Below are 15,284 nucleotides of genomic sequence, written 5' to 3'. Positions count from 1 at the left end.
GGCGCGGGCCGGATCGGGGGTGCTGCAGCGTGATAGCCATGTATGGATAAGTGCATGGGACAAACAAGTCCTATCGTGATGAGGGGTCGGCATATTCCCTTGGTCGATTGCCATTTACTGAATAGTGCACGCTAATTTGTCTCCAGGCATATTTTTCACACCTGATCGGGCTGAGGCGGACGTTTCCCTGCAAGCCATGGCGGAAGCCGGAAAGAGGCCGGTTACGAACTTGAACCGGGCGACTTGCGGCCAGCGTGCAATGGAGACTATTCCGGATCCCCTAACCATTCAACTCTGCAGGTCTCGCCCAACGACTACGAATCTTTCTGTTGCGGACATTCGTTGTTGGCGCATTCGCGCGTCACAACACGGCTTGCGAATTTTGCACCATGCAAAACGCTGCGATTGGTGCCGATGCGACAACAGAGTTGGTACCGTGAGAGCACTACCGCGTGGTCTGTCGAAGCGTATTATTTTGTCCAAGCCGACCCCTAGGCAAATAATGCCGCGCAGCCTCGGTGAGCTCAACTTTTAGTCAACTGCCAGGAGAGAATCATGATGCAACGCCTTAACTACTTCCAACAGTCCTCCGAACTGACCAAGAAGCTCATGGAGTTCGGCGCGCTGTTCCAGAAGACCACGATTGAAGAGCCCATTCGCGAGCTCGTCGAGATTCGGGCATCGCAGCTCAATGGCTGCGCGTTCTGCGTCGACATGCATATCAAGATGGCAAAGATCCACGGCGAGCGCGAACTGCGCCTGCATCATGTGGCGATCTGGCGCGAGTCGACGCTGTTCTCGCCACGCGAACGCGCCGCGCTGGCCTGGACCGAGGTGCTGACCAGGCTTCCCGTCGACGGCGTGCCCGACGATATCTACGAGCGCGTGCGCACCCAGTACAGCGAGAAGGAACTGTCGGACCTCACCTTCCTCGTGGGGGCGATCAATACCTGGAACCGACTGAACGTGGCGTTCCGCATGGTGCCTGGTTCGTCGGACAAGGCGTTCGGGCTCGACAAGGCCAATATCGAGTGACATCAAGAAGGCGATCGTCGCGTTTGCCGCATGCGGCTAGTGATGCTTCGCCCCTCCGTTCCGACGCGCTCCTATACGCAAGTCTTGTCATGGCACGCCCGATGCATGACTGCGTTTCGAGGACTGGACTGCTACGCATTGCACGCAATGCAGACCACCACATCCATCCGCCATGGACATCTCCGCCCAACACAAGTCGTCCGCCGATGCATCCGACGCCGTGCCGGAAGCGGCCCCGGACGTCGTAGTCTTGCACCAGCGGCAGATGTATCCGCACTTATCTGCCGCCGATATCGCGCGCATCGCGCCCTATGGCCGGGAACAGACCTGGCGGGCCGGCGAGTACGTGGTACGTACCGGGGATCCGGCCAATGGCATGATCCTCGTCATTGAAGGACGTGTGCGCATCATGCAGCGCGATGGCATCGGTGACAGCGCTCTGGCCTCCGAGCACGGGCCCGGCAATTTTCTGGCCGAAATCGGCCAGCTTTCCGGCACGCCCGAACTCGTCGACGGCATCGCCATCGAGGATGTGCGCGCCATCGTCGTGCGCCCGGCATGCTTGCGCGCGCTGATGGTGGCGGAGGCCGCGCTCGGCGAGTTGATCATGCAGGCGATGATGCTGCGCCGCACGGCGCTGATCCAGCGTGGACGCGGGCCGACGCTGATCGGCCGTGGGAGCGATCCGGCCATGTTCGACCTCCAGGCGCTCCTGCGGCGTAACAACTATCCGTACTCGGTGGTTGATGTCGACGCCGATGCTGAAGCGGCGGAAATGCCCGGCAAGTTCGATGCCACCGATGACGATCTGCCCCTCGTCATCGACCCCAATGGCACGGTGCTGCGCCGTCCCGATACCACGCAGGTGCTGTCGTGCCTGGGGTTGCTGCCGCATATCGATGGCAGCCCGATCTATGATGTGGCGATCATCGGCGCGGGCCCGGCCGGGCTGGCGGCGGCGGTCTATGCGGCGTCGGAAGGGTTGCGCGTGATCGTGCTCGATGCGTTGTCGCCGGGCGGTCAGGCCGGTGCCAGTGCGCGCATCGAGAACTACCTGGGATTTCCCGCCGGCATTTCGGGCCATGCGCTTACCACCAATGCATGTGCGCAGGCGCAGAAGTTCGGCGCGCACATCGCCTTTCCCACGGAAATCGAACGGCTCGATTGCGGCGCCGTACACCAGTTGCGTACGCGGGCCGGCGACACGATCCAGGCGCTAACCGTCATCATCGCCAGCGGCGCCGCGTACCGCCGGCCGCCGATTCCGCGCCGGGCGGAGTTTGAAGGGAGTGGCGTCTACTACTGGGCGTCGCCGGTGGAAGCCAAGCTCTGCGCCAACCGGGAAGTCATGCTGGTGGGAGGCGGCAATTCCGCCGGGCAGGCCGCCGTGTTCCTGGGCGCCCATGTCGCGCACGTCCACGTTGTGATTCGCGGCGATAGCCTCGACACCAGCATGTCGCGCTACCTGGTCGACCGCATCGGCGCGCAGCGCAACATCACGGTCCATGCCCGCACCGAAGTGGTGGACCTCGAAGGCAATACGCGGCTGACAGGCGTAACCCTGCGTGATTGCAATATGGGCACGCAGATGACGATGCGGGTGCAGCACGTGTTCCTGTTTACTGGCGCGCAGCCGAACACATCGTGGCTGGACGGCTGCGATGTGGGGGTAGATGCCAAGGGGTTCGTGCTGACCGGCATAGACGCCGGGCTGCAGTCCAATACGCTGGAAACCTGCGTGTCGGGCGTCTTCGCCATCGGCGATGTCCGCTCGGGCTCGACCAAGCGAGTGGCCACTGCGGTGGGCGAGGGCGCAGCGGTTGTGTCGCAGATCCACGGCTATCTCGCTGTCGCTCGGGAAGCGGCCTGAGGCCCTCGGGGCAGGCTCTCTGGGCGCCCGTGTTGTCTCGCTACTGGTGATTGGTACACGTCCCTGGGTATGCGCGAGGTGGGCCATGGCGTCGAAGGCTGTACACTGCAGGGCACACGCCGCTGTGCGGCACAGGCGATCACGCGAATCGATCCGGACTCCTGCGTCGGACGTTTGTGAAAGCTTACTGAATGTCTTCCGAATGCCCATCGCGCGGACGAGGACTACTACTCACAGCCTGGGGCGCTGTTCCGACTGATGTCGCCCGAGCAGAAGCTGCAACTCTTCGACAACACGGCGCGCTCGCTCGGCGGTGCGAGCGAGGAGGTGCAGCAGCGGCATATCCGCAATTGCACGATGGCCGATCGCGCCTATGGCGCAGGGGTTGCCGAGGCGCTGAAGAACCGCGAGTCAGGCACCGGGCGCGTTGGTGCAGGCCCTGCCGCAGGCGTGTCGCCCTCTCCCTGCCGCCCCCATTCGCCAAGGCAGACTGCTCTTGCAGCCCGCCAGGTTCACATTAATCAATGACGTGAAATCTTCGGCCGTGTATTCGGCGAAAGGCTTCGCGACGAAAATGCCGGTATTGTTCACTAGCGTGTCGACACGTCCAAAGCATTTGATCGTTTCATCGAAGAGCCGCCCCTGCAGCATCTTGTCCGGCGAGAAGCCAATGCCCGGCACGATGTTGGCAGGCGAGTGGCCCCGGTCCTCGGGTGCGTACTGTGGCATGGAGTGAACCAGTTTCCCGTCGCGCAGCAGATCGCAGATCAGGTACCCGCCCAACTGAGCGATGCCTTTGCCTTGGAGGACGGCCTCCAGCACTAGCCCGTCATCGTTACATTGTCGACCGTTTGAAGGACATGATCATCAGCGGCGGCTTCAACGTCTATGCGATTGAAGTTGAAGCGGCACTGGCCTCCCACCCAGCCGCCATGATGTCCGCTGTGGTCGGCATTCCGCATCCGGAGTGGGGTGAGGCCGTCCACTCTGCGCTGGACTGGCCCACCCCGCCGATGCGCCCCGCATCCCACATCGGCGATCCTTCCGAGGGTCAGCCACCCTAGCGCCGAGGATGGCCTACAGTCAGAATGGCCTGGTCGGCAAATACTTGCCGTCAAGGGTAATCACCGCGCGGTGACCGCCTTCCGGATCCGGTACCTTCTGGATGTTCAGCTTGAAGTTGATCGCGCTGATGATGCCGTCGCCGAATTTCTCGTGGATCAGGGCCTTGAGCGTGGATCCATAGATCTGGACAATCTCGTAGAAGCGGTAGATGGTGGGGTCAGTTGGAACTCCGCCGGGAATGCTGCCGCGCACGGGGATTGTCTGGAGCCGTTGCACGGCATCTTCACCGAGCTCAAGCTTGTCGGCGACCTTCTTCGCTGCCTCTGCAGGCAGCGGGTGCTGGCCGAGCAGCGCTGCTGTCACGAAGGCCAGCGATAGCCCGGTGTCCTCGTTGATCTGTTCGAAAGTCAGATTCTTGCGAATCTTCGCCTCAACGATGGCGTCAGTGAGGGCCTGGCGATCGGCTTGGTTGTATTGCGATTGGGGCATTTTCAAACTCCTGAAGGATGGGGAGAACTCAGACAGTTGCGTTAAGTCGGGGTGGATTTGCAGAGACCCGGGGGTTCTCCGCCAGAGAAACGAAGCCGTTCGTGATGCCGTCCAGCACACTAATGGAGCCGGTTTCAATGTCGTACACCCAGCCGTGCAGGTTCAACCGTCCCTGCTCGACAGCGAGTGCCACAGAAGGGTGGGTTCGTAGATTGACAAGCTGGGCAATGACGTTCTCTCGCACCATGGAGTCAATGCGCGCCCGCTCGGATGCATGCACTCGCGATTCATTGACGGCCTTTGCGGCGCCGGCGTGGCACAGCCAGCCAGAAACAGCAGGCATATGGTCCAGGCACATGCATGTCGCGACTGCCGTCATGGCACCGCAGTCGGAGTGACCGCAGATGACGACATCGGCGACGCTAAGGCCGGCGACCGCGTACTCGACACTGGCCGAGACGCCGCCAGGTTGCACTCCGTAGGACGGGACGATGTTTCCGGCGTTGCGGATGACGAACAGTTCGCCCGGTTCCTGTTGTGTCAGAAGTTCAGGTATGACGCGACTGTCCGAGCACGCAATAAACAGGGTGCGAGGGTTCTGGGTGGTGGCCAGATGCTTGAATAGCTTTGTGCGCTTGGGAAACTCCTCGCGCTGAAACTTCAAAAAGCCTTCGACAAGGTTTTGCATGGGGGACGCTTCTGTCATTGGGTGCAAAGTCGACGTGCTGCGGTCGCAGCCACAGCTCGCTGTGATCTGATCGGCTGTCTGTGTGGTGAAGCAATTCTTCATCCTTCCGCAGCCGCAGTCCTTTGGAAGGCACCTGCGGCCGCATTCTCAGAGCCCACTGGAACGGCCGTGGATTGGTGCGGTTACCTCAGCCAAATGCTCGCGCCGCAGAGCGAGGCAATCACTGGTCACCGCGCAGTGGGCTTCGCGAGCCGGGCGACAACCTCATCGGTCGTCCATAGCGCGTTGGCGATGTAGCGGAAGTTGATGAGCGCGCTGAGATTTCCATCGCCCTCAGGCAACTTCGGGGCCGCGACCGCATCACGCACGACGGCCACCTCGAAGCCTTGCTCCTCAAACTCGCGCAAGTGGGACTCCACACACAGGTTGGCTAGCATCCCGGCGAGGACGATCTTGGTGATGCCCTGCTTGCGAAGCTGGAACGTGAGATCGTTGGTCTGGGGGCTGTAGAGCTTGTGGGGCGAAGCGACGATGGTCTTGCCGTCCTCGATGTAGGGCTTGAACTCGGGCATGAAGTCTGCGCCCGAACCGCGGAACCCATCCAGGCTCAGTGCGCTGGGCCTGTCGAAGATCTTGATCTTGTGCTGGAAGAGCTCAACAGGCCCCTGGAACTTCCAATGCTGATCGTGCGGGTAGTAGTAGTGAGGCGAGATCGCGACGACGATGCCCGCTTTCTTCGAGGACTCGAACAGGCGCAGCAGGTTCGGCACCAGCCGTTGTTGGGTGACGGCTTCACCCACGGCGGACCAAGCGGCGCCCTTCGGGCTCATGAAGTCGATCTGGGGATCGATCACGACCAGGGCGGTGTGTTCCGGATCGAGTGTCATCGTGGGAACGGGCATGGCGCGCTCGGTCGGGTCGTTGTACTGCGCCGGTTGGACCGGATGCGGATGTGCTGTGGCGGTCGCGATGCTTGCAACGGCCATCGCAAGCGCGGCCGTCAACCGAAGCGTCGCCCGAGCAGCGCATTGGTGACCATGGTTCTTGAAAGGTTCCGGCGACTGGTTTTGGTTGCTACGTTGGGTCATGTTGGTTCCTGGGACTGGGGTGGACGACAAACACGCCGCGGGGCTCTCGAGCCTTTGCATCGATGCTGACGTGATGCGCTGAAATCTAGAAGCAAATGCCTGCCTGCACTAGGCGCTGCGGGCGGATATGTCTGTTGATCGCGAGGTACCAATCGCGCTCAGCGAGAGTCAATCAAGAATGAGCCGGCGCATTTGCAGATCCGGTCGCGTGGATGGCTGAGCTCAGTGAACGACCCAGCGGAGCGCGCTGGATGCGTTGCCGCGACATTGGTGAAGATCCTGCAACATCGAATTGACCGTGATGCATATCGCATGTCGAGGAGACCATGCCTAGACTAATCGCGTCTCCACTCAGGTCTATAGCCATGAAGATTGATCCCGCGCCAATTCAGCCTGGATTCGCTAGCGTCACGCGCCGTCAGTTGTTGGTCATTGGGGCAGGCACTGCAGCAGCAGTGGCGCTGCCATTCGCAGCGTACGCTGCTCCTACTGCGCCGAATGGCGCTGAAACTCCGGAAGGAAATCCACCCATGAGCTACGTCACCACCAAAGACGGGGTCCAGATCTTCTACAAGGATTTGGGTCCCTCCAATGGCACTCCGATCGTCTTCTCGCACGGATGGCCTCTGAGCTCCGACGATTGGGACGCGCAGATGATGTTCTTCCTCTCCAAGGGCTATCGTGTGGTCGCGCACGATCGGCGCGGCCATGGCCGCTCGGCGCAAGTCTGGAACGGCCACGACATGGATCACTACGCCGACGACCTCGCCGCGGTCGTGAACCATCTCAACCTCAAGGGCGCGATCCACGTCGGCCACTCCACCGGCGGCGGCGAGGTCGTGCGCTATCTGGCTCGCCACGGCGAGAAGCGGGCCGCGAAGGCCTGCCTCATTAACGCCGTGCCGCCGCTGATGGTCAAGACCGCGTCGAATCCCGGCGGCCTGCCGAAGGATGTATTCGACGGCCTGCAAATGCAGACGGCCACGAACCGGGCGCAGTTCTACCGCGACATTCCCGCCGGGCCGTTCTACGGCTTCAACCGGCCGGGCGTGAAGCCGCAGGAAGGCATCATCCAGAACTGGTGGCGCCAGGGGATGATGGGCAGCGCCAAGGCGCACTACGACGGCGTCGTCGCGTTCTCCCAGACCGACTTCACCGACGACCTGAAGAAGATCGGACTGCCGGTGCTGGTGATGCACGGCGACGACGACCAGATCGTCCCCTACGCCGATTCCGCCCCTCTCTCGGCCACGCTGCTGAAGAACGGCACGTTGAAGACCTACAAGGGCTTCCCGCACGGCATGCCGACAACGCACGCGGACCTCATCAACGCGGACCTGCTGGCTTTTATCAAGGCCTGATTGCGTCGAATCAGTCGGCACCGTCGATGGCCGGTAGGCCATCGACGCGACTCCCACTCTCTGGACGTCCAGTCCTCCCTCCTGAAGACGCTCTACTGAAGCCCTCATCTTGCCCACATTGCCATGACCAAACTCACTCATGCCAGCGGCGCCCCCGTTGTCGACAACTTCAACATCGAGACCGCCGGTGCGCGCGGCCCCGCGCTGCTGCAAGACATCTGGCTGCTCGAGAAGCTCGCCCACTTCGACCGCGAGGTGATCCCCGAGCGGCGCATGCACGCCAAGGGCTCCGGCGCTTTTGGCCACTTCACGGTGACGCACGACATCTCGGCGTACTCGAGGGCCAGGCTCTTTTCCGGCATCGGCAAGAAGACGGACGTCTTCGTGCGCTTCTCCACGGTGGCCGGCGAGCGCGGCGCGGCGGATGCCGAGCGAGACATCCGCGGCTTCGCGGTGAAGTTCTATACCGAGGAAGGCAACTGGGACCTGGTGGGCAACAACACGCCTGTGTTCTTCCTGCGCGACCCGCTGCGATTTCCCGATCTGAACCACGCGGTCAAGCGCGACCCGCGCAGCAACCTGCGCAGCGCCCAGAACAACTGGGACTTCTGGACGCTGCTACCCGAAGCGCTGCACCAGGTGACCATCGTGATGAGCGATCGCGGCCTGCCCGATGGCTATCGCTACATGCACGGTTTCGGCAGCCACACGTTCAGCCTCATCAATGCGGACAACGAGCGGCACTGGGTGAAATTTCACCTGCGCAGCCGGCAAGGTATCCGTAACCTCACCGACGCACAGGCCGCCGCGATCGTCGCCAACGACCGCGAGAGCGCGCAGCGCGACCTGCTCGAGGCGATCGACGGCGGCGACTTCCCGCGCTGGACGTTGTGCATCCAGGTGATGACCGAGCAGCAAGCGCAGGTCTGCCCGTTCAATCCCTTCGACCTCACCAAGGTCTGGCCGCACGGCGACTACCCGCTCGTTGAGGTCGGTGTGCTGGAGCTCAACCGCAACCCCGACAACTACTTCGCCGATGTGGAGCAGGCGGCGTTCTCGCCTGCCAACATCGTGCCGGGCATTGGCTTCTCACCGGACAAGATGCTGCAGGGGCGGCTCTTCAGCTACGGCGATGCGGTCCGCTACCGGCTGGGCGTGAACGCGCACCAGATCCCGGTGAACGCCCCGCGCTGCCCGGTGCACAGCTATCACCGCGACGGCGCGATGCGCGTGGACGGCAACCAGGGCGGGCTGCCCGGCATCGTGCCCAACAGCCGCGGCGAGTGGGCCGACAGCCCGCGGCTGGCGGAGCCGCCGCTGGCGCTCTCGGGTGCAGCCGCGCACTGGGACCATCGCGCGGACGAGGACTACTACTCGCAGCCGGGGGCACTGTTCCGACTGATGTCGCCCGAGCAGAAACTGCAGCTCTTCGACAACACGGCGCGCTCGCTCGGCGGCGCGAGCGAGGAGGTGCAGCAGCGGCATATCCGAAATTGCACGATGGCCGATCGCGCCTATGGCGCAGGGGTTGCCGAGGCGCTGAAGAACCGGTAGTCAGGCGCCGGGCACGTTGGTGCAGCAAATTGCCCAAGGCGCCCATGAAAGGCGAGGCAGAGTGCGTATGTTTATGCGCATCGATGAAGAGGTTCACTTGAAAAACGCTGATCACAATGCGTTGGACTGTCCTCCCTTGGCGCGGTGCACACCGCATTCGCCCTCGGGGCCGATGTCCGCGGCTATGCAATGCTCCCGCGCTTCGGCCAACTTACCAAGCTCTTACTGCAATTTTCCAACTGACATATTGTCACGTGCCGAACGTTATCTTGATCCGCGCCACTGTCGCAGTGGCCGAACTCCAATACGTCTAAAGCGCTCGCCGTCCGTTGGACGCACCCGGCGCAAGGAGGCTTTCATGAGTGCCCCGTTCGTTGTCCGCTGCATCGTTTCCGCTCCCAGCGACGAATGCCTGTCCGACGTCGCTGCGCTTTGCCGTTCGCTATGGGCGAGCCTGCTCAATCCGTACTCACATGTTCACGACGAGCTGGTCTGCTGCGCGGGTGGCGGCGAGACTGTAGGCAAACTCGCCGACAGTCACCTGGACATCCTCCCTGTAGGCTCGGCGGCGGCGCACGGGCAGACGCTGGAGCTCGTTGCCACACCGGAGTCCGGCCGCCACGTCCCGTCGAGCCTGCTGGAAACCATCCTGTCGGCCGTACTTATGCCTCATGTCAAGGCGCTAGTGTCCTTCGATGTCTACTGGACCACTATCCAAGGGCCTACCCCCGATCCCTCTAAAGCATCGTGACTATCGCGAGGGCGGGTGCCCGCTTCCCACGCTCATGACGCATGTGGCGTTACTGGGTGACGAATCCCAGGATGCTTTCGAGCAAGGCGCAGGCAGGCTGACTTCGCGCACATGCTGGAGGAGGCGGGGCAGGCGGAAGCAGGTACAAGAAGGCAACGGGCTGTCGCTGGCCTTTATCGTGGCGCAGCCGCTCGTTGAAGCTCTCTATGAGCGTGGTCGATCGTCCTACCAAGTCTATTGACCCCGTAGGGGTACCAATGGCGCCGAGGCGACCTGTCGGTTCTCAGGCGTTGGTGAGAACGCCTCCGGGCATTGGAGGTCCAGCGCCCGAATCGCTGCCGTCATGTGGTCGACGAACACGCGGATACGCGACGGCAGATGCTGGCGGCTCAAGTAGCAGATGTAGTGGCCTCTGTCACCGGGTGCGTACTGCGGCATGGAGTGAACCAGTTTTCCCTCGCGCAGCAGATCGCAGATCAGGTACCCGTCCAACTGAGCGATGCCTTTGCCTTGGAGGACGGCCTCCAGCACTAGCCCAGCATCGTTGAACATGAGGCGCGACGGCGGCGTCAGCTTACGCGATCCTGCCTCTACCTTGAACTCCCATTCGTACACGCGGCCCGACGGCAGACGGATGTTGATGCAGTCGTGCTGCATCAACGCGTCCGGCGACTCGGGCATACCGCGCCTTGCCGCATACTCGGGCGAGGCGCACACCAGAGTCTGCATTGGGACGATCTGTTTCGCGACGATTCTAGTGTCTGCTAGACGCCCGTTGAGAAACGACACGTCGATGCGGTCCGCCGTGAAGTCACTCCCGACGCAGCTCAGGTCCAACTCGATCTCGATCTCAGGGTACTTCTCCTGGAAGCCCCACAGCAGCGGCGCAACCACCTTGCGGCCAAAGCCCACAGAAGCGGAGACCCGCAGGCGTCCTCGCGGCGGACCGTCACGCAGATCGCGCAGGTCCTCTATTGCTTGTGTGATGAGAGCGACACCGGGCTGGCAGCGGGCATGGAAGATCTCGCCTTCACGCGTGAGCGAAATGCTGCGCGTCGTCCGACTCAACAGACGCAAGCCGACCTGCGATTCCAGCTTCTGGACGCCGCGGCTGACCGCGGAGCGAGCGATTCCGAGCCGGTCAGCGGCCTTGGAAAAGCCGCCTTCGGCCACAACGGTGATGAAGGCGACGACTCCGGGATAGCTCGTCGCGAAACTCGATGCAAGCGCGCCTGAGTTGTCCGCACCGGCAGTCGCTGAAAGAGGGGACTGCGAGGCGAAGCTGGATTGAGCTTGGTAGTGACCAAGCCAGTCCTCGAACCGGATCGCGCCGAGGCGGGGGTTCTCCCCGGGTGTGAGCGTCCGATCGGAGAGGAGGCCACCGAAGTAGCGTGCGTGGACGTCCGGCACGACCTTGCGCGTATCCTTCGTCGCCCGCAGGAAGCGCCTGACCACGTCGTCCAGCGGCATTGCCTCTGGACCGGCGACTTCGACTGTGCCGTTGACCGGCGGGGCGACTGCAACCTCGGCAAGCGCCGCTGCCACGTCCGCTGACGCGATCGGCTGGATCAGCGCCGGCGACACGCGAATCTCCTTGCCTAAGGTGGCCAACTGGGCGGCCGACTGGGCAATGTTGCCGACAAACTCGTAGAACTGCGTCGTACGAACGATGGTGTACGGAATGCCGGATGCCTTGACGAGGTGCTCCTGCGCGACCTTCGCCCGGAAATAGCCGCAGTCGGGAAGCCGTTCGCCGCCAACGATCGACAGGGCCACATGGTGGCGTACGCCGGCTACAGCCCCGGCAGCCAGCAGGTTGCGGCCCGATGTCTCGAGAATCTCGAGGGCCGCCTCGTCTTCCCATACTGGCGCGTTCGCCACATCGACGACGACCTCGGCGCCGTTGAGCGCTTTGGCCAAATCCTCGCGGCTGATGTTGTTGACATCGCTGTCAGGGGCGGCTGGGAGCACGTCATGTCCGCGCTTTCGAAGATCCTTCACAAGCTGCGTTCCGATGAGGCCGGTGCACCCGATGACGACAATCTTCATGCTCTTCTCTCCGTTTCTCGACATACCGTTGCCGTCTATGTGCGTGGAGATTGCCCGCGCGGTCCGGAAAGATCCTTGCCTTCACCTTGAATTTTTCGGCAGGAGAGGTTGGTTTTTCGTCCAAGCGTTGCCTGACCGGGGATGAGATGCTCTCACCACCGCTTGCAGTATCATTATTCATGGACGGAATTCGCCAGTTGCCCCCCACTGGGAGCCGAATCGGCCAGGGGATGTCAAGTGCAATTCGTGTTTGAAGACTACGTGATCGACCCGGAACGCCGGGAGCTTTCGCATCGTACGAAAGCCGTACCTGTCGGGCCGCAGGTCTTCGATCTGCTGCTGCATCTCGTCAGGAACCGCGACCGTGTCGTCAGCAAGGACGACCTGCTGCAGGCGGTATGGCACGGCCGAATCGTCTCGGAATCGACGATCACCAGTCACATCAATGCGGTTCGCAAGGCCATTGGCGACACCGGCGGGGAACAGCGCTTGGTCAGGACTGTCGCCCGAAAGGGTTTCCGCTTTGTCGGCGAGATCGGCGAACACATCCCCAGAGAATCGAGGGAGCCGCCGTCCGCGCTCCTCCTTCCGGATAAACCCTCCATTACCGTATTGCCCTTCCAGAACCTGAGCGGAGACCCCGAACAGGAGTATTTCGCTGACGGCGTGGTGGAGGACATCATCGCTGCGCTGTCACGCATACGCTGGCTGTTCGTCATAGCGAGCGACTCAAGCTTCACCTACAAGGGCCGCGCAATCGAGGTGAAGGACGTCGGCCGCGAGCTTGGCGTGCACTACGTGCTGGAAGGCAGCTTGCGCAAGACCGGCAGCAAGGTGCGCATCACAGGGCAGCTCATCGATGCCAGGACCGGGACACATCTCTGGGCGGAGCGCTTCGAAGGCACGCTGGACGACATCTTCGAACTGCAGGACCAGATTGCGGAAAGCGTGGTCGGCGCCATCGCGCCGCAGCTCGAGCGGGCGGAAATCGAGCGTGCCAAGCGCAAGCCGACGGAGAACCTGTGCGCCTACGACTATTACCTTCGCGGCACCGCGCAGGTGCACAGCGGAACGCGCGAATTAATCGAGGCGGCGCTGCCCTTGTTCTACAAGGCCACCGAGCTCGATCCGGATTTCGCATCGGCCTATGGCATGGCGGCCTGGTGTTATATCTGGCGCAAGATGAATGGCTGGATGATCGATCAGCCCCGGGAGATTGCCGAGGGCACTCGCCTGGCGCGACTGGCGGTGGAGCTCGGCCGGGACGATGCTGTGGCGCTCACGAGAGGAGCTCATGCACTCGGGCATCTGACCGGCGACCTCGACGGCGGTATCGCGCTGTTCGACAGAGCTTTGCTGCTTAATCCAAACCACGCCCCTGCATGGTCCCTGTGTGGGTGCCTGCACGCTTGTCGCGGTGAAACAGATGCTGCGATCAAGTATTTGGCGCGTGCGGTTCGCTTGAGTCCATTGGATCCGGAAATGTTCAGGATGCAGGCTGGGATGGCGCTGGCACATTTCTTCGCAGGACGCTTCGACGCCGCTTCGGATTGGGCCGAAAGGGCCAAATGCAATCTACCGAGTTTCCTTGCCCCGGTCGGCGTTCTGGCGGCGAGTCATGCGCTCGCTGGACGCATGGACAAAGCGAAGGAGGCGATGCAGCGCCTGCGCACGCTCGATCCGTCACTCCGCGTCTCCAATCTCAAGGACTGGCTTCCGATCCGTCGCCCAGAAGACCTGACCCAGTTTGCGGAGGGGCTGCGGCTGGCCGGATTGCCCGAGTGAATATGGCACGATTGCTCCTCGCCGATGGCGCATACCGTGCCGAGCAGAGCGTGCTCTCGAACGGCCGCATAGATCGCAGGGATGAGACCGCGAAGGCCTTCCCGGCCAGCGGCGTGCCGCCTGATGCCGCCGGTGCTGCGATCATGCAGACCCATGGATGCGTCACTTCTCAATCTCACGTCAGTCATTGAGCCGAGCGAAGGCGTCGCAATTGGGCAAGGTCGAGTCCGTCCATCGAGGCCACGCAAGAGCGCGGATGCGCGCAGATGCTCGTCACCCATGATTCCGATAGGAACGTTGCGATGGGTGGACCTGGCGAGGCTCGAGTCCCATCCTCGCTTGAACGACGGTAGTTAGGCCAGCTTCGGTCATCATGAGTCTGGAGCCATCTGACTCAAACTGGCCGGTTGCGGCCGGGCTGCTCACCTCCAGGTCGCGGCCGTCCCTGAACGACCCTCAACAGCCCTTCAGATCTTCCGATAACGGCCGTTCACGATGTATAGCAACCCACACCGGGTGACTGACACATTAAGTTCCTGCTGGCGCGACCAGCCTTTGTCGAATGCGGTCAAATTCCAAATGCATCCATCAGTAGCCAATGAGCAGCGTGCTGTCTGCGCCAGATTCGGAGCCCAGTTCACCGAATGCGACATGCGTCTGAAAGTGGGCGTGTCATTGAACGTGAAAAGCGGAGTCCGTCCGTTGAACGGTATGCGAATCGAGGCAGATCCGGGTACAACAGGCTGGTTTATATGGGGTGGCGAGACATTGCTCGAAGACCCGGACTTCTTCGTCCCGCTGCATGGACAGCATCTCCAGCAATGGGCCCCACAGGTCTTGCCATACCTGGCGCTGCCAGCGGGATGGCGATTCCTGATCGCCGAGGGTTACGAGGACGTTTGGCAGGATATCCGTCTCCTCGCCTAGTAGAGGCCAGTGGCGCTCTAACGGCTGTTCCTGGCCGTCAGTCGCCATCTAAAGGGTCCGTCCAACCCGGTCGGAGTCCGCGCAAATGCTCGTCGCGCACCTTCTCCAGCGATGCCTTGTCGCCCATCTCCGCTTCGATTTCTCCGATGCATCCCCAACAATCGCCACCGCAGCTCGCCGACAATGGGTCGTCGCCTCGGTTCAGTTCACGGCCGCAAATCTGGCATCTCATGGTCAACCTCCGCGGATGGATGTAATTCCGGTATTGGCCACATTCTGCTTTGCGCTAAGCGCTCTCTACGAGAGGCCTAGCCAAAAATCTGAAGATCCATGGACGTCAGCGCGACAATCCGCTCCGTGATGTTGAGGGGTATGCCGCCCGGAAGGATCGGCCTCGGCGACCACATCTTAGGATTGTGTGCAATCAGGGCCCGTATGTCGAGCGGCAGCTTGTGGCCGGCATCCGACGACTGCAATCTTAGAGCTTCCGTCCGTACCCGCTCGAGATCTGCGGTTTTCGGCCAAGCGGAAATCGCCGATTGACGTTGAAGCCGGTGTGAGCGATCTTCGAGTTGGTAACCTGGATCGACGATACGCGCGTACAGCCGTTGGGCGCGCGCGG

Annotated in this window: 14 protein-coding genes and 2 pseudogenes; 10 read left to right on the top strand and 6 right to left on the bottom strand. The window is 62.1% G+C overall.

From position 1 onward, the window contains the following. Positions 1-555 precede the first annotated feature (555 nt). From AC3FNH_RS14865 to AC3FNH_RS14855, 3 genes and pseudogenes are all read left to right on the top strand, one after another. Positions 556-1,035, top strand: a complete 480-nt coding sequence (locus AC3FNH_RS14865) for a carboxymuconolactone decarboxylase family protein (RefSeq protein WP_488720567.1) — start codon at positions 556-558, stop codon at positions 1,033-1,035. Between the two features lie 172 nt (positions 1,036-1,207). Then, a complete protein-coding gene (locus tag AC3FNH_RS14860) occupies positions 1,208-2,905 on the top strand; it encodes an FAD-dependent oxidoreductase (protein ID WP_488720566.1) in 1,698 nt (565 codons plus the stop codon). Positions 2,906-3,112: 207 nt separating this feature from the next. Further along, a pseudogene (locus AC3FNH_RS14855) lies at positions 3,113-3,313 on the top strand (catalase-related domain-containing protein); the annotation flags it as partial. Between the two features lie 3 nt (positions 3,314-3,316). Here the strand turns inward: AC3FNH_RS14855 and AC3FNH_RS14850 are convergent. Together AC3FNH_RS14850 and AC3FNH_RS14845 are read right to left on the bottom strand one after the other, a co-directional pair. Further along, on the bottom strand, positions 3,317-3,556 hold the full coding sequence (locus AC3FNH_RS14850) for an SDR family NAD(P)-dependent oxidoreductase (RefSeq protein WP_488720603.1): 240 nt from the start codon (positions 3,554-3,556) through the stop codon (positions 3,317-3,319). Then, positions 3,536-3,598: pseudogene (locus AC3FNH_RS14845) on the bottom strand (catalase); the annotation flags it as partial. The pseudogene AC3FNH_RS14845 and the gene AC3FNH_RS14850, both read right to left, overlap by 21 nt. A 158-nt stretch (positions 3,599-3,756) precedes the next feature. On the opposite strand from AC3FNH_RS14845, the gene AC3FNH_RS14840 reads away from it, so the two are divergent. Then, entirely contained in the window at positions 3,757-3,969 is a 213-nt protein-coding gene (locus AC3FNH_RS14840; protein WP_488720565.1) for an AMP-binding enzyme, read from the top strand. Between the two features lie 19 nt (positions 3,970-3,988). Here AC3FNH_RS14840 and cynS read toward each other — a convergent pair whose 3' ends face one another. From cynS to AC3FNH_RS14825, 3 genes are all read right to left on the bottom strand, one after another. Next, positions 3,989-4,459: a cyanase gene (cynS, locus tag AC3FNH_RS14835; protein ID WP_488720564.1), complete on the bottom strand. Its 471-nt coding sequence runs from the start codon at positions 4,457-4,459 to the stop codon at positions 3,989-3,991. Positions 4,460-4,487: 28 nt separating this feature from the next. Next, positions 4,488-5,147, bottom strand: a complete 660-nt coding sequence (locus tag AC3FNH_RS14830) for a carbonic anhydrase (protein WP_276103786.1) — start codon at positions 5,145-5,147, stop codon at positions 4,488-4,490. 227 nt (positions 5,148-5,374) lie between these two features. Then, positions 5,375-6,235: an isochorismatase family protein gene (locus tag AC3FNH_RS14825; RefSeq protein ID WP_488720563.1), complete on the bottom strand. Its 861-nt coding sequence runs from the start codon at positions 6,233-6,235 to the stop codon at positions 5,375-5,377. Between the two features lie 530 nt (positions 6,236-6,765). Here AC3FNH_RS14825 and AC3FNH_RS14820 point away from each other — a divergent pair. From AC3FNH_RS14820 to AC3FNH_RS14810, 3 genes are all read left to right on the top strand, one after another. Further along, a complete protein-coding gene (locus AC3FNH_RS14820; protein WP_488720562.1) occupies positions 6,766-7,596 on the top strand; it encodes an alpha/beta fold hydrolase in 831 nt (276 codons plus the stop codon). A 123-nt stretch (positions 7,597-7,719) separates the two neighbouring features. Further along, positions 7,720-9,150, top strand: a complete 1,431-nt coding sequence (locus AC3FNH_RS14815) for a catalase (protein ID WP_488720561.1) — start codon at positions 7,720-7,722, stop codon at positions 9,148-9,150. 358 nt (positions 9,151-9,508) lie between these two features. After that, entirely contained in the window at positions 9,509-9,901 is a 393-nt protein-coding gene (locus tag AC3FNH_RS14810) for a hypothetical protein (protein ID WP_488720560.1), read from the top strand. A gap of 234 nt (positions 9,902-10,135) precedes the next feature. On the opposite strand, the gene AC3FNH_RS14805 is transcribed toward AC3FNH_RS14810, so the two are convergent. Beyond that, positions 10,136-11,950, bottom strand: coding sequence for a LysR substrate-binding domain-containing protein (locus AC3FNH_RS14805; protein WP_488720559.1), 1,815 nt, complete (start codon positions 11,948-11,950; stop codon positions 10,136-10,138). 237 nt (positions 11,951-12,187) lie between these two features. Between AC3FNH_RS14805 and AC3FNH_RS14800 the strand changes: the two genes are divergently transcribed. From AC3FNH_RS14800 to AC3FNH_RS14790, 3 genes are all read left to right on the top strand, one after another. Continuing rightward, positions 12,188-13,735 carry a winged helix-turn-helix domain-containing tetratricopeptide repeat protein gene (locus tag AC3FNH_RS14800; RefSeq protein ID WP_488720558.1) on the top strand — a complete coding sequence of 516 codons (1,548 nt, stop codon included), beginning with the start codon at positions 12,188-12,190 and terminating at the stop codon, positions 13,733-13,735. Between the two features lie 2 nt (positions 13,736-13,737). After that, a complete protein-coding gene (locus tag AC3FNH_RS14795; protein ID WP_488720557.1) occupies positions 13,738-13,926 on the top strand; it encodes a hypothetical protein in 189 nt (62 codons plus the stop codon). Positions 13,927-14,230: 304 nt separating this feature from the next. Beyond that, the gene (locus AC3FNH_RS14790) at positions 14,231-14,662 is read left to right on the top strand and encodes an immunity protein Imm33 domain-containing protein (RefSeq protein ID WP_488720556.1); all 432 of its coding nucleotides are present in this window, start codon (positions 14,231-14,233) and stop codon (positions 14,660-14,662) included. The last annotated feature ends 622 nt before the right edge of the window (positions 14,663-15,284 follow it).

The organism is Cupriavidus sp. 22TCCZM01-5 (assembly GCF_057798915.1).
The sequence above is the reverse complement of the archived record's forward strand: the minus strand, read 5'-3'. Positions and strand labels throughout refer to the sequence as shown.

Coding starts and splice junctions, on each gene's coding strand:
- cynS (WP_488720564.1), bottom strand. CDS start 4,459: ATGCCCCAATCGCAATACAACCAAGCCGATCGCCAGGCCCTCACTGAC.
- AC3FNH_RS14820 (WP_488720562.1), top strand. CDS start 6,766: ATGAGCTACGTCACCACCAAAGACGGGGTCCAGATCTTCTACAAGGAT.
- AC3FNH_RS14810 (WP_488720560.1), top strand. CDS start 9,509: ATGAGTGCCCCGTTCGTTGTCCGCTGCATCGTTTCCGCTCCCAGCGAC.
- AC3FNH_RS14795 (WP_488720557.1), top strand. CDS start 13,738: ATGGCACGATTGCTCCTCGCCGATGGCGCATACCGTGCCGAGCAGAGC.
- AC3FNH_RS14815 (WP_488720561.1), top strand. CDS start 7,720: ATGACCAAACTCACTCATGCCAGCGGCGCCCCCGTTGTCGACAACTTC.
- AC3FNH_RS14850 (WP_488720603.1), bottom strand. CDS start 3,556: ATGCTGCAGGGGCGGCTCTTCGATGAAACGATCAAATGCTTTGGACGT.
- AC3FNH_RS14860 (WP_488720566.1), top strand. CDS start 1,208: ATGGACATCTCCGCCCAACACAAGTCGTCCGCCGATGCATCCGACGCC.
- AC3FNH_RS14830 (WP_276103786.1), bottom strand. CDS start 5,147: ATGCAAAACCTTGTCGAAGGCTTTTTGAAGTTTCAGCGCGAGGAGTTT.
- AC3FNH_RS14805 (WP_488720559.1), bottom strand. CDS start 11,950: ATGAAGATTGTCGTCATCGGGTGCACCGGCCTCATCGGAACGCAGCTT.
- AC3FNH_RS14825 (WP_488720563.1), bottom strand. CDS start 6,235: ATGACCCAACGTAGCAACCAAAACCAGTCGCCGGAACCTTTCAAGAAC.
- AC3FNH_RS14790 (WP_488720556.1), top strand. CDS start 14,231: ATGTATAGCAACCCACACCGGGTGACTGACACATTAAGTTCCTGCTGG.
- AC3FNH_RS14865 (WP_488720567.1), top strand. CDS start 556: ATGATGCAACGCCTTAACTACTTCCAACAGTCCTCCGAACTGACCAAG.